General features: G+C 67.5%; 2 protein-coding genes. Both read left to right on the top strand.

Going from position 1 to position 1,380, the window contains the following annotated elements; translation table 11 throughout:
- Positions 1–733 (top strand): molybdopterin cofactor-binding domain-containing protein (locus MOV75_RS38190; protein WP_247008005.1); only part of this gene is annotated, 733 nt, incomplete at its 5' end.
- A gap of 10 nt (positions 734–743) precedes the next feature.
- Positions 744–1,380: MoxR family ATPase (locus tag MOV75_RS38185; RefSeq protein WP_247008004.1), on the top strand; the 637-nt coding region annotated here is incomplete at its 3' end.

Below are 1,380 nucleotides of genomic sequence, written 5' to 3'. Positions count from 1 at the left end.
CGTGATGGCGGCCGCGCGCGAGGCCCGCGGCGTGATGATGGAAGCGGCCGCCGAGGAGCTCGAGGTCAACGCCGCCGATCTCGAAACCGACGGCCGCGGCAATATCCACGTCAAGGGCGCGCCGCATCGCTCGATCTCGACCAAGGATGTCGCGATCGCCGCGCAGTTCAAGCAGGGCAAGACCATCTCGGGCCGCGGCATCTTCCTGGTCCCGCTCTCCAACGTCGATCCGGAGACCGGCGAGATGTCACCGGCGACCTGTTACGCCCATGCCTGCCTCGTCGCCGAGGTCGAGGTGGACGACGAGACCGGCGAGGTCGCGATGGTCCGGATGGATTCCGCCTATGAGCTCGGCCGCGCGCTCAACCCGCGCCTGGTCGAGCAACAGCTGGTCGGCGGCGCCTGGATGGGCGTCAGCCACGCGCTCTATGAGACGCCGGAGCCCTATTATCCCGACCCCGTTCACGGCCCCCGCGACTTCGTCGAATACCTGATGCCCGGCCCCGGCGACATCTGCCCGCACGATATCGCGGTGCTGGAACGCCCTGCTCCTGATGGTCCCTTCGGGGCCAAGGGCCCCGGCGAGATGTGCGCCAACCCGGTGCTGCCCGCTGTTGCGAATGCGATCTTCAATGCGGTCGGTGTGCGGATCGACGATCTGCCGATCACGCCCGAAAAGGTGCTGCGCGCGATCAAGAGCCAAGGCGGCGCGCGACCGCAGGCACGGCGCTAGAGGAGCGGCCGTGGCGGTTCGCAGCAACATCGTCGGCATCGACAGCCCGGAGGCGCTGGAGAAAGCGCTTCGGGCAGCTTATTACCTCGCCGACGAGGGCCTTGCGACATCAGCCTATCTCGGCCTCGCGCTCGGCAAGCCGCTGCTGCTGGAAGGTGCGCCGGGCGTTGGCAAGACGGAGGCGGCAAAAGCGATCGCCGCCGTGCTCGGCCGCCGCCTGATCCGCCTGCAGTGCTATGAGGGCATCGATGCCTCTGCCGCACTCTATGAGTGGAACTACCCCCGCCAGATGCTGGCGATCCGCCAGGCCGGCGACGAGAGCATCGACATCTATGGCGAGACCTTCCTGATCGAGCGGCCGATGTTGGCCGCGCTCCGCGCGCCCGATTCCACCGTGCTGCTGATCGACGAGATCGATCGCGCCGATCAGGAGTTCGAGGCCTTCCTGCTCGAATTCCTCTCCGACTTCCAGATCTCAATTCCCGAGCGCGGCACGGTTCGCGCGACGGAACGCCCGGTCGTGGTCCTCACGTCGAACCGCACGCGCGATCTGCACGAGGCGCTGCGCCGCCGCTGCGTCTATCACTGGATCGACTATCCCAGCGCCGAACGCGAGGCGCGGATCATCATGATGCGCGCCTCCAGCG

The organism is Bradyrhizobium sp. PRIMUS42, assembly GCF_023006515.1.
Taxonomy (GTDB): Bacteria; Pseudomonadota; Alphaproteobacteria; order Rhizobiales; family Xanthobacteraceae; genus Bradyrhizobium.
Note: the sequence above shows the minus strand (reverse complement) of the source record. Positions and strands in the feature narration are given on the sequence as shown.